Raw genomic sequence first — 19,345 nt, forward strand, 5'->3', positions numbered from 1 at the left:
TTAAGTAAGTAGTCAGTGATTAACTTGAGAGAGATTTTATGAGCAGTCGTATTCAACAGGGAAGCTTGAGCATAGATAGCACCCTCTACCAATTAGTTAATGAACAGGTCATCCCCGGCACGGGTATTCTTGCAGAAGACTTCTGGCAGTCATTTGCAACCATCCTTAAAGATCTGGCACCAAAGAACCGAGCATTGCTTATCAAGCGTGAAGATCTCCAACATCAAATCGATGTGTGGCACCAAGAGCGTGCGGGTCAAACACTGGATGCTGCAGAATATAAACAGTTCTTACAGCAGATCGGCTACCTAGTACCTGAAGGCGATGACTTCCAAGTAACGACTGCCAATGTTGAGCCTGAAATCGCAACACAAGCTGGGCCGCAGCTTGTAGTGCCTATCATGAACGCGCGCTTTGCACTTAACGCAGCAAACGCGCGCTGGGGCAGTCTATATGATGCGCTCTACGGCACAGACGTGATCAGCGAGAGTGATGGCGCCGAGAAAGGCGGCAGCTTTAACCCGGTACGTGGTGCCAAAGTGGTGAGTTATGCTCGTGGTTTCCTTGATGATGCCGCACCGCTCAATGGCGTTTCTCATAAAGACGTGACTAAATACAGCATCAGTAACGTGAGTATCGGCAACACGCTTACCGCGACTCTAGATAACGGCGAAGAAGTCACGCTAATCGACCGCAATCAATTTATTGGTTATCAGGGTGACGCTAGTGCGCCTTCTTGTATCCTGCTTAAACACAATAACCTTCATATTGAAATTCAAATCGATCCTAGTGCACCAATCGGCAGCGTTGATGCAGCCGGTATTAAAGATGTGCTGGTGGAATCTGCACTGACTACCATTATGGATTGTGAAGACTCAGTAGCCGCTGTTGATGGTGAAGATAAAGCACTGGCTTACCGTAACTGGTTAGGTTTGATGAAAGGTGATCTACAAGAGTCATTAGAAAAAAATGGCAAGACTATTGTTCGTAGCTTGAATCCAGATCGTCAATACACCAGCGTAACGGGTGGTGAGATCTCGCTTAAAGGCCGAAGCATGTTGTTTGTTCGCAATGTTGGTCATTTAATGACGAACCCAGCGATCATTGATGAGGAAGGGAATGAAGTACCTGAAGGCATCATGGATGGCATGATCACTTCACTGATCGCAATGCACGATTTGAAAGGCAACAGTGCTTATCAAAACTCGACAGCTAACAGCATCAATATCGTAAAACCTAAGATGCATGGCCCTGAAGAAGTAGCATTTACCAATGAACTTTTTGGTCGCATTGAAGATGCATTAGGGTTAGAGCGCTTTACTATCAAAGTTGGCATAATGGATGAAGAGCGCCGTACCTCTGTGAACTTGAAAGAGTGTATCCGCGCCGCTAAAGATCGAGTTGTTTTTATCAACACTGGTTTCTTGGACCGAACGGGTGACGAGATTCATACGAGTATGGAAGCGGGTCCATTTACACCTAAAACACAACTGAAAACCATGACATGGATTGGCGCTTACGAAGATCAAAACGTTGATCTGGGCTTAGCTTGTGGCCTGCAAGGTAAAGCCCAAATTGGTAAGGGTATGTGGCCAGAACCAGATAACATGGCGAAGATGATGGATGCCAAAATTGGTCACCCACAAGCGGGTGCTAATACCGCTTGGGTTCCTTCGCCAACCGCGGCTACTTTGCATGCCTTACACTACCACAAGGTCAGTGTTCCGAGTCGCCAAAAAGAGCTGCGCGAGCGTGTGAGAGCGAACGTTGACGATATCCTTACTATTCCTCTACTGGGTAATCAAAAGCTGACTGCACAAGATATTCAAAATGAATTGGATAACAATACGCAAGGCATTCTAGGTTACGTAGTGCGTTGGATTGACCAAGGTGTAGGTTGTTCGAAAGTTCCTGATATTAATAACGTAGGACTGATGGAAGACCGTGCCACGCTGCGTATTTCAAGCCAGCACATTGCAAACTGGTTACGCCATGGCATTTGCGATGAAGCCCAAGTTATGAAAACAATGAAGCGCATGGCTGCTGTGGTTGATGAGCAAAACGCTGGGGATCCAAGCTACCAGAATATGGCGCCTAATTTTGAAAACAGCATTGCGTTTTCTGCAGCGTGTCAGTTGGTGTTTGAAGGCTGTGCTCAGCCAAGCGGTTATACCGAGCCAGTGTTACACGCGATGCGTCTAAAGTTGAAAGCGCAGAGTGCTTGAGTCGGAAAGTGTTGAATCGCAGATAAGCGAAAGCACAAAAAGCCAAATCCGCTGAAATAGCGGAGTGAACGAATAATAAAAACAGAGAATGTAAAATACTAAAAAAGAAACACCCCTTAACCGAGCCCAAGGTGCCGCGCAATAATAGCGCGGCTTTTTTTTAGCTTTCGTTTTTAGAGGGTTAGAGGAGCGAAGAGAAAAGTCTAGTTTCCACCGAAGCCTTAAGTTCCACCAAAACCTTAATTTCCCCCAAAACATAGATACTTAATATCCATGTACTCATCGATGCCTTCTTTTGCCCCTTCACGACCAATACCCGACTGTTTCACCCCACCAAATGGTGCTACTTCAGTAGAGATCAAGCCGTCATTGATGCCAACCATACCGTATTCCAGCGCTTCTGCTACCTTCCACACACGGTGAATATTCTGGCTGTAGAAGTAAGACGCTAAACCATAAATCGTATCGTTCGCCATCTCGATGAGTTCTTCATCATTGTCGAACTTCATAACTGGAGCGACAGGGCCAAAAATCTCTTGCTGAACGATGTCCATGTCATGTTTCACGTCTTTAAGAATGACGGGTTGAATAAACTGGCCATCGAGTAATTGAGTTGGTGTCACTGGCTGTGCACCTTGTTCAATCGCTCGGTCAATTAAGCCTTGGATATTTTGCTTTGCTCTTTCACTGATGACTGGACCAATGTTGACGCCTTCATCTAAGCCGTTGCCGACCTTAAGCTGCTGTACAGCTTGGTCGAACTTAGCCACAAATTCGTCGTGTACCTTGCTGTGGATATAGAATCGGTTAGCACAAACACAGGTTTGCCCTGCATTGCGGAATTTAGATGCCATTGCACCTTGCACGGCAGCGTCGATGTCTGCGTCGTCAAATACAATAAAGGGTGCGTTGCCGCCAAGTTCCATTGAGGTACGTTTGATGCCTTTGGCGGCTTGCGCCATTAAGATGCTGCCAACACGGGTAGAGCCGGTAAATGAGATCTTTTTGATTAATGGGTGAGAGGTAAACAGTTCGCCGATTTGTTCCGGACTATTACCTAAAACCACTTGAATAAGGTCTTCAGGGATTCCAGCTTGGTAAGCCAGTTTAACGACCGCAAACGCAGAAAGTGGTGTTTCGTCAGAAGGCTTCACAATGAAGCTACAGCCAGCCGCTAGTGCAGGCGCTGCTTTACGGGTGATCATCGCAACTGGAAAATTCCATGGCGTGATGGCACATGCTACCCCAATCGGCTGTTTGATGGTGACTAAGCGTTTATCTGCCGCCGTACTAGGGATCGAGTCGCCGTAGGTGCGTTTAGCTTCTTCGGCGAACCACTCAATAAAGCTTGCGCCGTAAACCACTTCGCCAGTGGCCTCTGCCAATGGTTTACCTTGTTCCATAGTCATTAAGCGAGCAAGATCATCTTTGTTTTCAAGGATCAACTTATACCAATTATTCAAAAGCGCAGCGCGAGTTTTAGCTGGCACTTGTGCCCACTCTTTCTGCGCGATATTTGCACGCTTGATAGCGTTATCTAGCTCCACTTCGGTAGAGATTGGCGCATAGCCAATAACCTCACCGGTTGCTGGGTTGGTGACCGCAACCGCGCTGTCTGCTTCTGTCACCATAAAAGAGAGTAATTGCTTGTTGTTGATTTTGAGCATTGTGGTTCCTTATTGATGATTACTTAACACGTGTTGACCTTGTGAGTGAACTTACCGCTGACCAGGAGCCAGATAGCCTCTAACGCTTTATTGTTGGCCCCAGTTGTCTGCTTCGATTTTCGCTAGTGCTTTCGCTGCTTTTTGCAGTGCAGGCAAAAACTTAATCGCTTCATCTGGCTTCACTCGAATCACAGGTGCTTGAATTGCTAAACCAAGGTTGGATTGACCGGTTGGTGATGGGATGAGTACCGCAATACACACCAAACCTGGAAGAAACTCTTCATCGTCAATGGCATAGCCTTGGATCTTCGCTTCTTCGATATCTTGTTCTAGAACGGAGTAGTCGGTAATGGTTTTCACTGTGTACTGCGTCAGAGGCACATTCTCGATCAGTCGTCTGCGCTGTGATTTCGACATGTGAGCCAAAAACAGTTTGCCGGTAGCCGAACAATGCACAGGAACGCGAGAACCTGGTTGGAGGTGGAAACGAAGTGGGGCTTCCGTTTCTGCACGGTCAAGGTAGATGATCTCGCCGCTTGATAGCGCTGTCAGGTTGCAGCTTTCGCCAACTTCTGCACGCAGGTTTTCAAGAATCGTGCGTCTTGCACTGTGCATAGTGCTATTGAAGAGTAGGTTTTCGGCCAGTTTTCTGAGTCGAATACCTGAGCTGTAGTGCTTATCGTCACCATCTCTTTGAATGATGCCTGCTGACTCCAGTTGTTGCAGCATACGGTGTAACGTCGGTTTCGGTAGCCCGGTTTCTTCGACTAATCCTTGAAGAGAAATGAATTCGTCTTTCTGTGCGATTACCTCTAATAGAGCAAAAAGTCGAAGAGTGGGCGTATCTCCTTGAACTTGTGGTGTTTCTGTTTGCATACAGTGATTCATCCTTGCGATATGTCTATGTGTAAGAGTGTACATAGCAAATCAATTTCCTTCAATTATCTGAATAATATTTGACCTTTTTTATTATTTCAATAATATAAAGTTAAATTATGGAACAATTAATCTCAATAAATGGAATTTTATCATGAAGGCAATTGAACGGATTATTGATAAGGCTCACTTAGATCGTAAGCGCGTGGTGTTGAGCGAAGCGGAAGATCCTCGAGTGCTCGCCGCAGCACGATTAGCGATAGACAAACAGCTCGCCCATATCACGCTAGTGGGGGATGAGAAGGCGATTATTGAAGCTGCGCAGTTGCATCATATTAATCTTGCCGGTATTCACATTGTTTCACCTCAAACGTCAGCTCTGAAAGTCGTATTAGCTGAGCGCCTATATGAGTTAAGAAAAGCCAAAGGCATGACGTATGAAGATGCTTTGGAGAAGGTTAAAGATCCACTTATTTTTGCCAACTTGATGGTGAGGGAAGGGTTAGTAGATGGCACGGTTAATGGTGCGGTGTATACCACTTCTGATGTGGTGCGAGCTGCACTGCAGATCATCGGCCCTGCTCCCGATAGCGAGTTGGTATCGAGTTTCTTCCTTATGATGTTGTGTGAGCCTTTCCATAATCTAAAAGGTGGTCTGATTTTCAGTGACTGTGGTTTGGTGATTAACCCCAATGAAACGGAGCTGGCATCAATTGCGGTCGCCGCTTCTCAAAGTGCTGAAGCATTGCTAATGGAAGAGCCTAAGTTGGCGATGCTTTCATTCTCGACCAACGGTAGTGCGAAACATGAGTCGGTGGACAAGGTGCGCAGTGCTGCGCAGATCGTGAAACAGCGTTGCCCTGGTATTGCGGTTGACCAAGATGTTCAGCTTGATGCAGCGATTGTTACCGAAATTGCGGCTAAAAAGTTGCCTGATTCCGAAGTGAAAGGTCAATCCAATGTGTTGATCTTCCCCAACCTCGAAGCGGGCAATATAGGTTACAAGTTGGCAGAAAGGTTAGGTGGTGCGGTCGCCATTGGTCCTTTGCTCCAAGGGTTGAATCAACCGGCCAATGACTTATCAAGAGGGTGCTGCGCAGAGGATATCTTTAACGTCATTGCCGTTACCGCGGTACAAGCGCAGCAAGGGAAAGTGTCTAGCTCTAAGGCTGACACTGAAGCTAATGTTGAAGAAAGACAAGAGCCGACATTTGAATTTAGGTATTAACATTAGTTGCTTAAACTAACGCTGATATGCACTCATATTTACCCCCAAATAACCTAATTAGGATTGTTAATGGAGTTACCGGTTTTACTCGCCATTTTGGCCACCATTGCGCTAGGCTCCTATTTTCAAACCGTCACGGGCTTTGGATTAGGCATCATTGTGATTGGTTTGACGGTCAGCCTTAATCTAGTTTCTCTAAATGTTATTGCCGCGGTGGTGAGTATTGTCACCTTGTTCAATTGCTTGGTTGCTTTGATGGGCAAGCCGTTGCTTGGCGAGCTAAAAATCCTTGTGGTGTTGGTGATCGGTATTATTCCCGGCGTGTCACTTGGGGTGTTCTTGCTGGGCGAATTGAGCGAATCTGCAACGCATATCCTACGAGCTTTGTTGGGCGCTATGGTGTTATTCGCTGGTCTGAGTTTTATGTTCAAACCTAAAACCAGAACACAGCGCTCTACAACCCTGTCTTTTTTGGTGTCAGGGTTTAGCTCTGGTCTCGCGGGCGGGCTGTTTGGGATGGCGGGTCCACCGATTGTTTACCATCTCTATCGGCAGCCTTTTACGCTCGATCTGGTGCGAAGTACACTGCTGATGGTGTTCGCTTGCACGTCGATGTCTCGTACCGTGAATGTTTACGCTGCAGGCGATATGGAAGCCAGCATATTGTGGCTATCTGCGATTGCTATTCCCGTAGTGGCGCTTGTGACCATGTTTGCGCGGCGCTTTCCACCACCCTTGTCTAATGATCAACTGAGGAAGTTGGTGTTTGGTGTATTGATGTTGATTGGTGGATATTTGATGGCCGTGTCGGCATGGTCATTGTTGGGCTCTTCGTAATACACGCTCTATCAATGAGGCTAGCGACTTGCTAGCCGAAGCTTCACCGTTTAAACACGCTTTAGCATCTCAAAGATTCCTCTACATAGTCCAAACAAGCAGCTCTCTTGAGTATCCAACGTGATGTTGCTGCGATAATAGGGACTTAAATCTACCCCCATACCGACGCCGTGGATTTCAATATTATTCTTGGTCGTCTCGCGATCAATCACTTGTTTGAGGTGGTTGTCTAAATAGAATTGATCATTGGCTGTGCTGGTGGCGGTATCCATTGGGCATCCGTCAGAAAACACAAATAAGATCTTTCGTTGTGCACCGTGCTGCTGCAATCGCTGGCTAGCAAACTGAACCGCTTCTCCATCAATTCCTTCTTTGAAGATGTCCGCTTTTCGAAGGCTAGCAATACCGAGTCGAGCACGCCTCCATTGCGTATCAAAATCTTTAAATACGATATGTCTAACCTCGTTTAAACGCCCGGGATGTTTCGGTTGGCCTTGTTTAAGCCATTGACGATAGACCTTGCCACCGTTCCAGTTGTTGGTGGTGAAGCCGATAATTTCAAAGGGGATATTGACGAGTCCAACGGATTTGAGGATCGTATCCATTAGTAGGCTTAGCTTGTGGCTGTGTTTTTGCATCGACCCTGAGCAGTCCATCAAAAACGTGATGGCACACTGGTGGGACGGACCAATTTCAGGCTGATAAAAAACCGTACGGTCTAAAGGTGAAGTGATGAGCTTTGTGATGGCGGTGGTGTTGACGATGCCTTCTTCTAGGTGTTCTTGGCGTCGAATTCGTTGTGGTGTGGCAACAAAACCAGAGAGCATGGCGGCTAAGCGTCGGGTATTCACTTGTCTCGCCATCAAGTCATCAGTGAGTTTTTGTCTCAGTTCGAATAATAGGGCACGCCGGACGAGCTTATCTGCGGCGATCACTTGGTCAAATTCTGAATTGAATACTTGATAATTGGCGCCTGACAATTCGAAGACCTTACTACTGCCAGTGATGTCTGCATCAATCTTTTCATCTTCTATGTCACCATCAACGATTAAAGCAAGTTGCGCGAGGATTTTGATGTCCGCTTCAACCGTTGGTGTCGGAGAATTATTACTCTCTTGTTCTTGGTTGATGAGCCCTTGCGCCAGAGACGCGAGCTCGTTGGCATAGTGAGCAAACTGTTGTTGATCGGCTCGATGTTCTTTCAAGTGCTTTAGGCTGCTTCCGAAAATAGGCACTATGCCTGCCCGAGTTGATTCAATGGTTTCAGCGATGGGCTCTGAGACTGGGACACCTGTTAATCGAGTGTGGATGACCTGCATTAATGTGAATAACAAAATACCAATGCGAGATTCGGTAAAGCCATTTTGATGATATTGATCGCTCCAATACGCAAAGTTGAACTGAATGCTTTTAGTGACGCCTTTTAGGTAAAGCGGGACTTGTGACTCGATTCGCACCTGTTCGCAAAAATCGAAAAGTAAACGTTCGACTTCGTTTTTTGGGCGCAGTGAATAGTGAAGTTCAGCATCAGAAAGCAGCAGTCTCAATGCCGATGAGTCAATTTTACCGTTCATCGATAATTTACTGTTGATGAGCTCATGGCGTGACACAAAGGTGAGATCGTTGGTGTGTGCCGATAAGTGATAACAAGGACGACTACCGTTGTAGAGGCGCTCTCCTCGGTAATTCAGGTTCAACTCACCGCTGATCGCTCTGGCAACCGACACGCCAATATCGAGGATCTTTTTCTGTTGGGAGGAAATATTAGCCATTGATTAAGACTCCGACTGAGCATAGCTCTGAGTATGAGCCTCTAGCGCCTCACCAAAGCAGCGGAAGTAATATTCGCGAACTAGCTCTTTCTCTTCATCTTCACAACGGTTGAGGAACGACAGCCTAAATGCTGTGGCTACATTGTTGAATATTCGAATATTCTCAGCCCATGTAATTACCGTTCTTGGCGACATAACCGTCGACAAGTCGCCCGCTCTAAATCCATTTCGCGTTAAACCAGCGGTGGCGATCATTTTCTCTACTAACTGTTGACCGCTTTCATTGTTTAGCTCAGGGCGCTTTGACAACACGATCTTAGTTTCATGTTGTGGGTCTAAATAGTTAAGTGTCGCGATGATGTTCCATCGGTCAAGTTGGCTATGGTTAAGCACTTGAGTACCGGAGTACAAACCGGAAAAGTTACCTAAACCGAGTGTATTGCAAGTAGCAAACAGGCGGAAAGAAGGGTGGGGAGTGATCACTCGGTTTTGCTCGAGAGAAGTGTATTTGCCGTCTTGCTCTAAGAGTTGCTGAATCACAAACATCACATCAGGTCGGCCCGCGTCGTATTCGTCCAATACCAATGCGATAGGCTGCTGGATGCTTTGTGGAAGAATGCCTTCCTTAAATTCCGTTACCTGCATTCCATCTTTAATGACGATGCTATCTTTGCCAATGAAATCCAATCGGCTTAAGTGCCCATCTAGGTTGATCCTCAAACATGGCCAATTTAATCGTGCTGCCACTTGCTCTATATGAGAAGACTTGCCGGTTCCGTGTGTGCCTTGTATCAACGTGCGACGGTTAGATGTGAAGCCCGCTAATATTGCGAGCGTGACTTCAGGATCAAAACAGTAGTTGGGATCGATCTTCGGTACGTACTCTCCCGCTTTCTCAAAGGCCAATACCGTTAAGTCGCTATCGATGCCGAAATGCTCTCTTACACTTACCTGTTGCGTTGGTCGCAATTCCTCATTGTTCATTCTTTATTCCCCATTATCGCTTCCATGACTGCTGTGATTTTTGAACTGCTATCGATTATTAACCTCTCTCTTGGAGTTAACGGCACTTTTTGTACGAAAAACTACCAATAATGTGATCCAGTTTTATTAATTAGAATGAATTGTTCCATTTTAACGTAAAAAGTTGACGCGCAAAAAATCTACTACTAAGGTGAATTTGAATTCGAAAAAGAGACAATTCATTCCGAAAAATGAAATTTAGGTTAACTCAAGGAGAATGGAAGAATGAGTGAGCAAGAAAAACGTACGGTTGTTTCCGGCACAGTAACAATGACACCATCAGAAGCGTTCGTTGAAACTATGGTCGCCAATGATGTCACCGATATGTTCGGCATCATGGGTTCGGCATTTATGGATGCAATGGATATCTTTGCTCCGGCTGGCATTCGATTGGTCCCAGTGGTACACGAGCAAGGTGCTGCTCACATGGCAGATGGTTACTCTCGAGTCTCTGGTCGCCACGGTGTGGTTATCGGCCAGAATGGTCCGGGTATCAGTAACTGTGTAACAGCAATTGCAGCAGCGTATTGGGCACACAGCCCTGTTGTTATTGTGACGCCAGAGACCGGCACTAAAACAATGGGCTTAGGTGGTTTCCAAGAGTGTAACCAACTTCCAATGTTCCAAGAGTTTACTAAGTATCAAGGGCATGTGACGCACCCTGACCGTATGGCGGAATACACGGGTCGATGCTTTGACCGTGCAATGAGCGAGATGGGGCCTACTCAACTTAATATTCCACGTGACTACTTTTACGGTGAGACTCAAACTGAGATCCCTCAACCAGCACGCTTAGACCGTGGCCCAGGTGGTGAAAAATCTCTGAACGAAGCGGCAGACTTGATTGCTGAAGCGAAATTCCCAGTCATCATTTCTGGTGGCGGCGTGGTAATGGCTGATGCGGTTCAAGAGTGTGCAGCACTGGCTGAAAGACTGGGCGCGCCAGTAGTAAACAGCTACCTACACAATGACTCGTTCCCAGCAAGTCACCCATTATGGTGTGGTCCACTAGGTTACCAAGGTTCGAAAGCTGCAATGAAATTGATGGCTCAAGCGGATGTGGTTATTGCTCTCGGTACACGTCTTGGTCCATTTGGCACATTGCCTCAACACGGTATGGATTACTGGCCGAAGAACGCGAAAATCATTCAGATTGATGCAGACAACAAGATGCTTGGCTTGGTTAAGAAAATCTCTGTCGGTATTTGTGGTGATGCGAAAGCGGCTGCAGTGGCACTAACCGAGAGATTGGAAGGTCGTGCTCTCTTATGTGATGACAACAAAGGCGCTCGCCAAGACACAGTCGCAACAGAAAAAGCGCTGTGGGAAAAAGAACTTGATGAGTGGACGCACGAACGTGACTCGTTCAGCTTGGACATGATTGAAGAAAACTCGCATGAGACTCCTTTCTCTGGTGGCGAATACCTTCACCCACGCCAAGTACTTCGTGAACTCGAAAAGGCGATGCCAGAAGATGTAATGGTCTCAACGGATATCGGTAACATCAACTCGGTTGCAAACAGCTATTTACGTTTTGAAAAACCGCGCAGCTTCTTTGCGGCAATGAGTTTCGGTAACTGTGGCTACGCGTTCCCGACCATTATTGGTGCGAAAGCGGCTGCACCTCATCGCCCTGCTATCTCTTATGCTGGCGACGGTGCCTGGGGCATGAGCCTGATGGAGACCATGACGTGTGTTCGTCATAACATTCCTGTGACTGCGGTAGTATTCCACAACCGTCAATGGGGCGCAGAGAAGAAGAACCAAGTCGACTTTTACAACCGACGCTTTGTGGCAGGTGAACTGGATAACCAAAGCTTTGCAGAGATCGCTCGAGCAATGGGCGCTGAAGGTATCACGGTTGATAAGCTAGAAGATGTTGGCCCAACTCTACAAAAAGCCATCGACATGCAAATGAATGAAGGTAAAACAACCATCATAGAGATCATGTGTACTCAAGAACTGGGTGACCCGTTCCGTCGAGACGCATTGTCTAAACCGGTTCGTTTCCTAGATAAATACAAAGATTACGTATAACCAATAGGAAGTTTGTCCGGGACCGTATTATCGAAAGTGTTAAGGAGAATGCCATCGAGGTCGGGGCCGGGCAAGCAAATTAAGTGGTGGTTTTTGATATTAAATTGAACGTGAAAGAAAACTCTTTTTGCATTAAGTGATATTTTTCACGTTTATTGCTCTTAATATTAGAGCACTAACCAAATAGCGATTACTCCACACAATATTTTATCTAAACTGAGGTTTTATCAATAATTATTATTAACCGAATATTAAGATAGTAATTATTGATGAGTCACTGGATTTATTCGACTTTAGTATGAGTATTCGAAGAGTCATTAACCTTTATTTTTTAGCTAAGAATGATTATTTATATGGGTGAGTGGTAGAAAATAAACATGAACAATAAACGTTATATAAGCTCACTCAAAGAACTTTATCAAATAATCGATTCTTTTATTAGCGAGTGCAATGAGCCTTGTGGGTTGATTTATAACGTTTGTGATTACGAAAACAATAACTTAATGCCTAGCTTGGGTCGTTCTAATCGTAAGAACTTACGCCGAGTCGAACAAGATTTGCTTTCAACGGTTCGTATCTATGGTGGGCATTCATTGCACTCTCACGACATAAATGATTGGTTGCTGATGTGCTTAGCAAAGAAGCAGGGATTTCCCACTCGTTTACTTGAATGGAGCGATAACCTGGTTAATGCGCTGTGGGCTTTGTGTCATAGCCAGAGTAAAGACTGCATTAATATTACTAAAGCAATTGATTTTGAAAGAGTTAGTGATTTCTTCACACCATGTGGTGTTGAGAAAACTCAGATATTTCATGTTGCTGATTGTGATAAGCAAGAACAACGTAAGGACAAATGGTATTCCATTCATCCGTTTAAGGAAGGTTGCAATGATGCCATTCAACCTTTGTACGACGAGCAAGGATATTCAAACGGTCTAGTATCCGTTCATGTTCTGCCGTCCGCCAAAGTAAATCTGATAAAGGAGTTAATATCCATGAATGTGTTAAATGAACCTACAGAGTATAACGAAGAGACACTGGTTGATTTGAAAAATGAATCACACGTCGATGGAAATAAGGTTATGGGTAAAGATGGAAGCAATATCGAATTACAAGTTAATACTCATAATCGAACTTTGGAACAATATGGTCGAAAGTACCATCAAGATTTTGACTTCGACTAACGACTAATATCTTTATTGAGAATTAAGGCTTCGCTCAAGTCTGATTTTAATTATTTAAATAGAGTGAAGTCTTGTTTAAATAAACTTAGAACACTAATTAAATTTATAAAAATACGAAATCTGTGAGCTTAGAGATTGTATATAACACTACTCGAAGTTAGAGTTGTGCGACTTGTTATCAAGTTGTTAAATTAATCAGGTTTCTAGTTTAAAAACTCTAATAAAAAAGTGGCGCAAAGCTACTGAAATTTAAACCAATAACGTAAACATAAAGGATTCTGGAATATGAATATGCAAACCAATGCAAAGACGTTCGTGCTGGAAAACCAAGTCGACACCGCCTTTTTACAGTCATTTAGTGATGCTTGGAATAACCATGATATCGAAGCGTTAATGTCGTTCATGACTGAAGATTGTGTGTTCCATACTGTGGCTGGTGAAGGCTTAGTTGGAAACACTATCGAAGGGTACGAAGCGGTTCGAAATAGCTTTGAATTGGTTTGGCAGAATTTTCCAGACGCTGCTTGGAGTGACCCTGTCCACTTTGTGTGCGGTGATCGCGCTGTGAGTGAATCAACGTTTTCTGCTACGAACCCAGATGGCAGCATTATCGAAGCTCGCATGGTCGATGTGTTTACTCTGAAAGATGGAAAAATCAGCGTAAAAAATGCCTTCCGTAAAACAAGACCTCTTTTGACTCCCACAAGCTAGACACGAAATCGCAACCCGTTCACGTGTTATGACTAGGAGAGTCGAATTATGAGTTTAGTAATGGAACAACCGGCTGCCGATGTGCAGCCAAAGGTGAAAAACACCCAAGCAAAAGAAAGTACACAAGCAAAAGATAGATACGATCCAAAGTACGATCCATTGAAGGATAAAACGCCAGGTCATGGTAAAGAATACGCCCCAACGTATTGGGTAGATACTGCAGGTTCCCCACCTGAAGACGATGGCCCAATCACATCGGACATGGATGTCGATGTGGCGATTATCGGTTCAGGCTTTACCGGCCTAAGCACTGCGATACACCTTGCTGAGATGTATGGCATTAAAGCGACAGTGATTGAAGCGAACCGTTCAAGCTGGGGATGCAGCACTCGAAACGGTGGTCAAGCGCAGTGTGCCTCAGGGCGTTTGAAGCGTTCACAATGGATTGAACGCTGGGGCCTCGAAACGGCGCTAAAGATGCACCGCGAATGTGTCGATGGCATGGAAACCTTCAAGTCACTGATCAAAGACATCGATTGTGACCCACAACCTGGCGGTCATTTATATGTTGCTCACCGTCCAAAAGTGATGGCAACACTCGAGAAAGAAGCCAAATTGTTGCGCGACACGTTTGACTACGATGCGCAGATCTTAGATGCAGAAACCGTAAAGCGTGATTACGTTGGTGATCAAGAAGCGGCAGGTGCGATGCATGAGCCAGAAGGGATTGGCATTCATGCTGGGAAGCTGGCGTTTGGTTACTTAAGAAAGGCGCGAGCACTCGGTGTTAAAGTTCACCCATCGAGTCCCGTTATGGGCTGGGAGACTCGTGGCGGTGTGCATTACCTGAAGACGCCAGGTGGTGTTGTGAAGGCGCGTTCTGTCGGTGTTTGTACGGGTGGGTATACCAGCCAAGGCTTGCATTCAGAACTTAAGAATCGCCTGTTGCCAGTACTGTCTAACTCAATGGTCACACGTCCGCTAACTCAAGACGAAATCGTCGCGTGTAACTTCAAAACTAATCAGGTGATTACTGATACTCGAATTCTGCGCCACTACTACCGTTTGTTACCGGATAACCGGGTACAGATAGGTACACGCAGTGCTATCAGTGGCAAGAACGCACCTGAAAAGAAATATGAAGACATGTTGAGAGCGGACCTTACTCGGAAATTCCCGTCTCTCGATCAGATCAAAATCGATTATTCATGGTGGGGTTGGGTGGACGTCAGCCACGACATGATGCCGAGGATCTATCAACCGAATCCAAAACAATCCATCTTCTACGCCCTTGGCTATGGCGGTAATGGCGTGATGTATTCCGCTCAAGCGGGTAAGCGTCTTGCTCAGTGGATTGCAGGCGAAGGTCACACGCTCGAACTACCAATATTTGAATCAAAACTTCCGTTCCCCAACGTGAGGGAAGTGGTGGAATCAGAGATGTTTGCGCCGTTTCGAAGAATGGGGCAGCGGTTCCTTTATCAGTGGTATTCGTTAAAGGATGAAAGGCTGTAACTACCCGAACATTGTTTCCAAAATAGGGAAATAGAACTACGACCAGGAAAGTTGTACCAGGTCACCTTGTGAGCAAAGTACAGGCAGGAAGTCTGTATGAAAGGAAAGGTTAAGACTATGAAATTTATTAAAAATAAAATTATTGCTGGTGTCACCATTGTAGCAACAGCGGTGCTATCTCATACCGCGGCAGCAGCGAATTTTAAAATGGCCATCGGCGATGCTGCTGGTGGTACGCAGTGGGAATTAGCGACATCGTTCTCTGAACTCATGGAGCAAAAAACAGACGGTAAAGTGAAAATCGATCTGTTCCCGAACGGCCAATTAGGTAATGAGCAAGACACCGTAAATGATGCGGCAATCGGTCTTCTCGACTTCTCTGTACTGGCGATCAACAACGTGACGCCTTTCTCTCCAACCGTTGGTCTATTGACCATGCCTTACGTGATTCAAAGCGCAGAAGAAGCTGTGCTACTGACTCAAGGTCAAGTAGGCCAAGACTTAGTCGATAACACGATTCGTGATGCTGGTGTTCGTATTGTCGGTTGGGCTTATTCTGGCTTTAGGGTTTTGACTAACTCGAAAAAGCCTGTCGCTTCCCCAGAAGATCTTAAAGGGCTCGTGATTCGTGTTCCTCGTAACGAAATCATGATTGCTTCTTACCAAGCATGGGGCGTAAACCCAACGCCAATGGCTTGGTCTGAAACCTTTACTGGCCTGCAACAGGGCGTGGTAGATGGTCAAGATAACCCTTACATCACAGTGCATGCGATGAAGTTTAACGAAGTACAAAAGTACGTGACCAACATTCGCTACATTTTCTCTTTAGAACCTCTCATCGTGAGTGAAACGGTCTTCCAACAACAGACACCTGAAATGCAGAAGATCATTCTTGAAGCTGGTCAGGAAGCGACAGAGCACAGCTTCGCTTATTTAGAAAACACGGAAAATCAAATTCGCGAAGAGCTACAAGCGAAAGGCATGGTATTCACAGACCCAGCAGACAACGAGCAAGAGTGGATCAGCAAGGTGACTAAATCAGTTTGGCCTAAGTTCTACTCAAGCATCGGAGGCAAAGACAAGCTAGACGACGTTCTTGAGTTACTAGGTAGAAAGTAACGATTAGATTCGCCCTATCTGCTGTTCTCCGCGACTTAATCACCTAGCGATAGAACAGTGAGATAGGGCATTTACATGGCTGTACTCGTTGAGCTGTTCTGTACCTGATCTTTTAGGACCGTGAGCGACTGGTTGTCATGTGAAAATCAACATTGGAGGTTATATGTCAGTCGCTAAAACAATAAAAAAACACCTGAACAACATTGAGGAATATACCTGTTGTTTGTTGCTTGCAAGCTTTGTCCTATTGCTGTTTACACAAATCCTGACGCGTCAGCTATTCGACTACTCTATCCCGTGGGGAGATGAAGTCGCTACTTATATGTTCGTTTGGTTCGCTTATCTAGGGGCAGTTGTGGCGGCCAAGATGTCAGCACACAACCGAGTGAGCTTTCACTTCAAATTCTTTCCGCCCATTGTGCAAACCGTCAGTGAAACTATCGCTGATTTCTTATGGCTTTGCTTTAACGGTTACTTTGTCTATCTCAGTTATGACTTCGTGTTCAACAAAATGAACCTGTTTTGGAAGTCTCAGACCACAGGCATCCCGATGAAGTACTTCTACATGATTTTGCCTATCGCGTTTTCCCTGATGATGATTCGAATTATCTGGAACAACTATGAGCGCCTATTCAAAGGTGCAACCAATGAAGATCCAGAAGTGAAAGAGCTGCGAAAAATGACTGCACAAAAGTCTATGCAGTAGTCACAGAGAATAGTCGTAATAGAGAGATGTAATAATGGAATCCTATTTAACTCTAATTTTATTTGGTGGCTTCTTAACCCTGTTAATTCTAGGTGCACCAATCACAGTATCACTGGCCGGCGCTTCGATGGCAGCCTATATGTTGCTCGACAAAAATCCTATCGCACTGGTACAAATCGCATTTACTTCGGTAGGTAACTTCCCGCTCATGGCTCTGCCTGCTTTTGTGCTTGCGGGCGCATTAATGGAGGCGGCTGGGATCTCCAAACGTTTGGTTGATATTGCCGAAAGCTTAGCTGGGCCCGTAACAGGTGGACTTGGTGCGGCAACGGTAATGGCCTGTCTTTTCTTCGGTGCTATCTCTGGCTCTGGCCCAGCGACAACCGCCGCGGTAGGTATGCTAATGGTGCCTGCGATGGTTAAGCGTGACTACGATAAGAGCTACGCATCGGCCGTTACGGCTGCATCCGGAGGCTTGGGGATTATTATTCCACCATCCATTCCTTTGGTTATCTTTGGTATTTCTGCGATGGGCTTAATGGCGCCACCAGAAGCTATTGCTCAACATGGTCAATTCGCTTCTTTATCGATTCCAAAACTGTTTGTCGCAGGCGTTGTGCCTGGTTTCATCATGGCATCGACATTGGTACTGACCAACTATTTCATAGCCAAGCGTGAAGGCTATAAAGGGCTCACTGAAAATTGGTCATTTGGTGATGTAAGGCATTACTTGCGTCGAGGTTTATGGTCGATACTGGCACCATTCTTGATTCTAGGTGGTATCTACAGCGGTATGTTCACACCAACAGAATCAGCGGTTGTGGCAATTTTTTATTCGCTGTTTGTGGGTGTCTTTATTCACCGCGAATTGTCATTTAAAAGCGTTATGAAATCGCTATCTACCACGACGTGGATTACCGGGCGTGTGTTGTTGATCCTCTTTGCCGCTACTGTGTTTGGTCGTTTGTTGATTGAACAAAAAATTCCAGTGGTGGTGGCTGAATCTTTGCTCAGTTTTACTGACAACATGTACATGGTGTGGGCGCTTACGATTACTTTGCTGTTGTTCATCGGTATGTTCATGGAAACCTTAGCCGCGATTATGATCATCGTGCCGGTTCTATTACCAATCATGTACATGTTAGGCGCGGATCCTACCCACGTGGGTATTGTGGTCGTATGTACCTTATCGATAGGCTTTGCTACGCCGCCACTTGGCGAAAACATCTTTGTTGCCTCGGGAATAGGGGGTTCCACGGTTGAGCAAATCACCGCGAAGATCCATCCCTTTGTTCTTGCTTCTGTTGTGGGCGTTTTCGTTATCGCTTTCTTCCCACAAATTACGCTTTGGCTTCCGTCCTTAGTGGGCTATTAGGAGAGATAACCATGAATTTATCCAGAATCATTCTCATTGGCTGTGCTGTGTTTGCTGTCGTGAGTGGCATTAGTTTACGTGCCGAACATTCTGAAACAGAGAAACAAGCTAAGCCTGTTAATGTGCTTGATATTTCTGAGCCCCACGTGGTGAGCGAGGCAGAGAGAAGAGCCAAGACTCTGCTGGCGAAAGCGGTAATCCACGTTCAAACCGAGGGGGATGAAAGCGTCAAAGATTTCATGAGTGACCCTGAGTACATAGACGGTGAGTTATACGTGTTTGCACTCGGAATTGATGGTCAATTTCTTGCCAGTGGCGGCTCTTCCATGGTGCTGGTGGGCGACAGTGTATTGGACACACAAGATGTTTACGGCAATCCATTTTTCCGAGAAATGATCACAAAAGCGGTCCATAACGGTTTTGGCGAGGTGAAATATCACTGGACGAACCCGACTGATCGTATGGGTGAACCGAAAACTACGTTCTTTGAGCGAGTAGGCGATGTGATTGTCGCTGTCGGTTATTACCCTGAACGTTCGAGTGCGGCCGAGGCAAAGAATTTATTGGCGAGAGCGATGACTGCGATAGTGGAGTCTGAACAAGATAGCTTGGTTGAGTTCAATGACGCTGAAGGCAGCTTTGTGGAAGGAGATTTGTATGTGTTTGTGATGGACATGAGTTCTGGAAAGCTACTAGCTCATGGCGTGTCACCGGAGTTAGTTGGGCGATCACACAACGAAATCCTGAGCCCAGATGATAAGCCGATACTCACCGATATGTTGAATCTTGCACGCGAAAATGGCCGTGGTGTGTACACCTACCGCTGGTTAAATCCATTATCGAGTAAGGTCGAAACCAAGCATACCTACTATCGAGTCATCGATAACAAGCTGGTAGGGGTTGGATATTACACAAAATCAAACAAGACGTAAAAATGAGAGTGCGGTGAGTGTAAGTCTATTTAAATTAATGACTTAATGCTCATTTTGCCCCTAAAAATAGGAGTGTGTAAAAAAGCAATTTAGTAAAATTCACAGTGTGTAATTTTTGTTGTGAAATTGTTTCAAGAA

At 45.6% G+C, this 19,345-nt stretch carries 15 protein-coding genes; 11 read left to right on the forward strand and 4 right to left on the reverse strand.

The features are described 5' to 3' along the window. The first annotated feature begins 38 nt into the window (after positions 1-38). Positions 39-2,225 (forward strand): malate synthase G, encoded by a 2,187-nt coding sequence (locus tag F0232_RS00795; RefSeq protein ID WP_105058432.1) that lies wholly within the window; start codon positions 39-41, stop codon positions 2,223-2,225. A 239-nt stretch (positions 2,226-2,464) separates the two neighbouring features. On the opposite strand, the gene F0232_RS00800 is transcribed toward F0232_RS00795, so the two are convergent. Next, positions 2,465-3,892 carry an NAD-dependent succinate-semialdehyde dehydrogenase gene (locus tag F0232_RS00800; RefSeq protein WP_105058431.1) on the reverse strand — a complete coding sequence of 476 codons (1,428 nt, stop codon included), beginning with the start codon at positions 3,890-3,892 and terminating at the stop codon, positions 2,465-2,467. A gap of 87 nt (positions 3,893-3,979) precedes the next feature. Next, positions 3,980-4,768 carry an IclR family transcriptional regulator gene (locus F0232_RS00805; RefSeq protein ID WP_008215739.1) on the reverse strand — a complete coding sequence of 263 codons (789 nt, stop codon included), beginning with the start codon at positions 4,766-4,768 and terminating at the stop codon, positions 3,980-3,982. Positions 4,769-4,922: 154 nt separating this feature from the next. Here F0232_RS00805 and pta point away from each other — a divergent pair, with 154 nt between their 5' ends. Next, positions 4,923-5,996 carry a phosphate acetyltransferase gene (pta, locus tag F0232_RS00810; protein WP_105058430.1) on the forward strand — a complete coding sequence of 358 codons (1,074 nt, stop codon included), beginning with the start codon at positions 4,923-4,925 and terminating at the stop codon, positions 5,994-5,996. 69 nt (positions 5,997-6,065) lie between these two features. Further along, entirely contained in the window at positions 6,066-6,833 is a 768-nt protein-coding gene (locus F0232_RS00815; protein ID WP_105058429.1) for a sulfite exporter TauE/SafE family protein, read from the forward strand. 50 nt (positions 6,834-6,883) lie between these two features. Here F0232_RS00815 and F0232_RS00820 read toward each other — a convergent pair whose 3' ends face one another. Both F0232_RS00820 and F0232_RS00825 read right to left on the reverse strand, forming a co-directional pair. Next, positions 6,884-8,605 carry a cobalamin biosynthesis protein CobT gene (locus F0232_RS00820; protein WP_105058428.1) on the reverse strand — a complete coding sequence of 574 codons (1,722 nt, stop codon included), beginning with the start codon at positions 8,603-8,605 and terminating at the stop codon, positions 6,884-6,886. 3 nt (positions 8,606-8,608) lie between these two features. Beyond that, positions 8,609-9,589: a MoxR family ATPase gene (locus F0232_RS00825; protein ID WP_105058427.1), complete on the reverse strand. Its 981-nt coding sequence runs from the start codon at positions 9,587-9,589 to the stop codon at positions 8,609-8,611. A gap of 264 nt (positions 9,590-9,853) precedes the next feature. Here F0232_RS00825 and xsc point away from each other — a divergent pair, with 264 nt between their 5' ends. From xsc to F0232_RS00865, 8 genes are all read left to right on the forward strand, one after another. Continuing rightward, entirely contained in the window at positions 9,854-11,665 is a 1,812-nt protein-coding gene (gene xsc, locus F0232_RS00830) for a sulfoacetaldehyde acetyltransferase (RefSeq protein ID WP_061032189.1), read from the forward strand. A gap of 377 nt (positions 11,666-12,042) precedes the next feature. Continuing rightward, positions 12,043-12,849, forward strand: a complete 807-nt coding sequence (locus tag F0232_RS00835) for an FRG domain-containing protein (RefSeq protein WP_105058426.1) — start codon at positions 12,043-12,045, stop codon at positions 12,847-12,849. 285 nt (positions 12,850-13,134) lie between these two features. After that, positions 13,135-13,560: a nuclear transport factor 2 family protein gene (locus F0232_RS00840; RefSeq protein ID WP_105058425.1), complete on the forward strand. Its 426-nt coding sequence runs from the start codon at positions 13,135-13,137 to the stop codon at positions 13,558-13,560. 48 nt (positions 13,561-13,608) lie between these two features. Next, positions 13,609-15,075 carry an FAD-binding oxidoreductase gene (locus F0232_RS00845; RefSeq protein WP_105058424.1) on the forward strand — a complete coding sequence of 489 codons (1,467 nt, stop codon included), beginning with the start codon at positions 13,609-13,611 and terminating at the stop codon, positions 15,073-15,075. Between the two features lie 117 nt (positions 15,076-15,192). Beyond that, positions 15,193-16,194 (forward strand): TRAP transporter substrate-binding protein, encoded by a 1,002-nt coding sequence (locus F0232_RS00850; protein ID WP_105058851.1) that lies wholly within the window; start codon positions 15,193-15,195, stop codon positions 16,192-16,194. 163 nt (positions 16,195-16,357) lie between these two features. Continuing rightward, positions 16,358-16,900, forward strand: a complete 543-nt coding sequence (locus F0232_RS00855; protein WP_008215727.1) for a TRAP transporter small permease — start codon at positions 16,358-16,360, stop codon at positions 16,898-16,900. Positions 16,901-16,934: 34 nt separating this feature from the next. Then, the gene (locus F0232_RS00860; RefSeq protein WP_061032193.1) at positions 16,935-18,275 is read left to right on the forward strand and encodes a TRAP transporter large permease; all 1,341 of its coding nucleotides are present in this window, start codon (positions 16,935-16,937) and stop codon (positions 18,273-18,275) included. 11 nt (positions 18,276-18,286) lie between these two features. After that, positions 18,287-19,207 carry a cache domain-containing protein gene (locus F0232_RS00865; RefSeq protein WP_105058423.1) on the forward strand — a complete coding sequence of 307 codons (921 nt, stop codon included), beginning with the start codon at positions 18,287-18,289 and terminating at the stop codon, positions 19,205-19,207. Positions 19,208-19,345 lie beyond the last annotated feature (138 nt).

Origin of the sequence: Vibrio sp. T3Y01 (genome assembly GCF_013114525.1) — a bacterium.
GTDB lineage: Bacteria > Pseudomonadota > Gammaproteobacteria > Enterobacterales > Vibrionaceae > Vibrio > Vibrio chagasii_B.

What these genes read in the sequence shown, in the direction of transcription:
- F0232_RS00850 (WP_105058851.1), top strand. Translation starts at nt 15,193, where the DNA reads ATGAAATTTATTAAAAATAAAATTATTGCTGGTGTCACCATTGTAGCA.
- F0232_RS00860 (WP_061032193.1), top strand. Translation starts at nt 16,935, where the DNA reads ATGGAATCCTATTTAACTCTAATTTTATTTGGTGGCTTCTTAACCCTG.
- F0232_RS00825 (WP_105058427.1), bottom strand. Translation starts at nt 9,589, where the DNA reads ATGAACAATGAGGAATTGCGACCAACGCAACAGGTAAGTGTAAGAGAG.
- F0232_RS00835 (WP_105058426.1), top strand. Translation starts at nt 12,043, where the DNA reads ATGAACAATAAACGTTATATAAGCTCACTCAAAGAACTTTATCAAATA.
- F0232_RS00820 (WP_105058428.1), bottom strand. Translation starts at nt 8,605, where the DNA reads ATGGCTAATATTTCCTCCCAACAGAAAAAGATCCTCGATATTGGCGTG.
- pta (WP_105058430.1), top strand. Translation starts at nt 4,923, where the DNA reads ATGAAGGCAATTGAACGGATTATTGATAAGGCTCACTTAGATCGTAAG.
- F0232_RS00840 (WP_105058425.1), top strand. Translation starts at nt 13,135, where the DNA reads ATGAATATGCAAACCAATGCAAAGACGTTCGTGCTGGAAAACCAAGTC.
- F0232_RS00805 (WP_008215739.1), bottom strand. Translation starts at nt 4,768, where the DNA reads ATGCAAACAGAAACACCACAAGTTCAAGGAGATACGCCCACTCTTCGA.
- F0232_RS00855 (WP_008215727.1), top strand. Translation starts at nt 16,358, where the DNA reads ATGTCAGTCGCTAAAACAATAAAAAAACACCTGAACAACATTGAGGAA.
- F0232_RS00865 (WP_105058423.1), top strand. Translation starts at nt 18,287, where the DNA reads ATGAATTTATCCAGAATCATTCTCATTGGCTGTGCTGTGTTTGCTGTC.
- F0232_RS00795 (WP_105058432.1), top strand. Translation starts at nt 39, where the DNA reads ATGAGCAGTCGTATTCAACAGGGAAGCTTGAGCATAGATAGCACCCTC.
- F0232_RS00800 (WP_105058431.1), bottom strand. Translation starts at nt 3,892, where the DNA reads ATGCTCAAAATCAACAACAAGCAATTACTCTCTTTTATGGTGACAGAA.
- xsc (WP_061032189.1), top strand. Translation starts at nt 9,854, where the DNA reads ATGAGTGAGCAAGAAAAACGTACGGTTGTTTCCGGCACAGTAACAATG.
- F0232_RS00845 (WP_105058424.1), top strand. Translation starts at nt 13,609, where the DNA reads ATGAGTTTAGTAATGGAACAACCGGCTGCCGATGTGCAGCCAAAGGTG.
- F0232_RS00815 (WP_105058429.1), top strand. Translation starts at nt 6,066, where the DNA reads ATGGAGTTACCGGTTTTACTCGCCATTTTGGCCACCATTGCGCTAGGC.